This window comes from Mycobacterium sp. (genome assembly GCF_049280035.1).
In the GTDB taxonomy this organism is placed as follows: domain Bacteria; phylum Actinomycetota; class Actinomycetes; order Mycobacteriales; family Mycobacteriaceae; genus Mycobacterium.
Genome location: NZ_JBAPPI010000779.1, coordinates 1 through 2,305, shown reverse-complemented (window position 1 = coordinate 2,305; position 2,305 = coordinate 1). Strand labels below are relative to the sequence as shown.

Genomic DNA, 2,305 nt, shown 5'->3' with positions numbered 1-2,305 from the left:
GAACGGGATTGGACCTCACGCTCGAGGCGGTGCTGCGGGCGATCGGCGACGCCGGGCTGAGCGTCGATGACGTCGACGGGATCGCCAGCTACCCGGGACCGGGTGTGCCGGACCCCGGATTCTCCGGGGCCACCGTCCAGGAGGTCCGCAACGCACTCGGACTGCGCTCCCGCTGGTACATGTCGGCTTTGGAGACCGCGGGGCAGATCGGCCCGGCGATCGAGGCATGCATGGCGGTCAGTCTCGGGCTGGCCAACCACGTCGTGGTCTATCGGTCGGTGTGGGAATCCACTGCCGCGCAGCAGGCCGGAGGCGGCCGGGCTTCGGTGCTGTTCGGCGGCGGCGCGTTGCCCCCGCACCTGGAGTGGTCGGCGCCGTTCGGCGCACTGTCGGCGGCGAATTGGCTGGCGATGCCCACCCAGCGCTATATGTACGACTTCGGCCTGACCCGCGAGCATTTGGGCCGCATCGCGATCAACGCCCGCACCAACGCCGGACTCAACCCTGACGCGATCTACCGCGAACCGATGACGATGGACGACTACCTCGGCGCGCGGATGATCTCCGAGCCGCTGTGCCTCTACGACTGCGACGTGCCCTGTGATGGCGCCACCGCGGTGATCGTGTCGCGCCGTGACGCCGCCAACGGCCTGCCGCGTCACCCGCTGACGGTGGAGTCCGTCGGGCCCGGAATGTTCGAGCGGGCGACCTGGGATCAGCGCTGCGACATCACCACGATGGCCGCTCACGATTCCGCCGCCACGCTGTGGGAGCACACCACGCTGACTCCCTCCGACGTCGACATGGCCCAGCTCTACGACGGATTCTCCTTCCTGACCGTGATGTGGCTGGAAGCGATGGGCTTCTGCGAGCACGGCAAGGTCGGCGAATTCGTAGATGACGGTTCGCGTATCGCTCTGGACGGTTCGCTGCCGATCAACACCAGCGGCGGCCAGCTCTCCGGCGGTCGACTGCACGGGATGGGCTTCCTGCACGAGGCATGTGTGCAGTTGTGGGGCGAGGGCGGCGATCGGCAGGCACCCAACACTCCCGAGGTGGTGGCCGTCGGTGTGGGCGGTGGGCCGGTGGCCGGGTCGATACTGTTGAGCAGCCGGTAACTCACGTCGATGGCCGCGGTCGACGACATGACGCTCGGTGACATCGTGACCGACAACGCGGTCCGGTTTCCCGACGTCATCGCCTACCGCGACGGCCACCGCACCGTCACCCACGCACAGTTACGGGACCGGGCAGTCCGATTGGTGTCGGCGATGGCTGCGGCCGGGGTGAGGCGCCAGGACCGCATCGCGGTGTTGAGCCGCAACAGCATCGATTTCGGCGAGCTGAACGCGGCCGCCCAACTCAGCGGAATCATCATGGCCACCATCAACTTCCGGCTCTCCCCATCGGAGATGGCCGATGCGCTCCGCCGCGTCGCCCCCTCGATCGTGTTCTGCGCCGAGGAGTTCATGCCGGTGATCGCCGATGTCGCAGCGGACGTGCCGTCCGGGCCGATGCTGGTGACCATCGGGGGAGACGCTCCGGCGGGGATCACCGGCTACGAGCGATTCATCGAAGGCGGCCGCAGCGGCGAGCCGCAATTCGTGGCCCGGCCCGACGATGTCGCGTACCTGCTGTTCACCAGCGGCACGACCGGTGCCGCCAAGTGCTGCATCCTCGGACAGCGGGAGATGCGCCGGGTCGCGTACACGATGAACAACGAGATGCGCTGCGGCAGCGCCGATCGCGGACTGATCAATATGCCGATGTTCCATTTCGGTGCGCTCGGGATCATCGGTGGACTGCATGCCCGCGGCGCAACTGTGGTGTTGCAGCAGCAGTTCGACGCGGCCGACGCAATTCGGTTGATCGCTGAGGAGCGGATCACGGTGCTGCACCTGGCGCCGGTCATGCTCAAGGGACTGCTCGACGAGGTGGGTGACCGATCGGCTGTGGAATCGGTTCGCACGGTGGTCTATTCGGCTGCGCCGATGACCGCGGCCACCCTGCAGCGGGCGCTCGCCGTGTTGCCGGATGCGGGGTTCCTCAACCTCTACGGACAGACCGAAGTGATCGTCTCCGCACTGCCCCGCGAGTTCCACGTCTTGGACGAACCCAACGCTGCCGAGCGGCTGTGCTCGGTTGGCTTCCCATTTCCCGGTACGCGGGTGCGTGTTGTCGATGAGGACGGCGGCGTCGTACCCGTGGAGCAGGCAGGTGAGATCGTCGTGCGGTCCGACTCCATGTTCCGCGGCTACTGGCAGGACGCGGCGGCAACCCAGGCGACGCTGCGCGACGGGTGGTG

General features: G+C 67.5%; 2 protein-coding genes. Both read left to right on the top strand.

Annotated elements, in window-relative coordinates:
- Positions 1–1,118, top strand: a 1,118-nt coding sequence (locus WAN71_RS24870; protein ID WP_422227880.1) for a thiolase family protein, incomplete at its 5' end; no start/stop codon positions are given.
- Positions 1,119–1,127: 9 nt separating this feature from the next.
- A partial coding sequence (locus WAN71_RS24865) for a class I adenylate-forming enzyme family protein (protein WP_422227879.1) occupies positions 1,128–2,305 on the top strand: 1,178 nt, incomplete at its 3' end.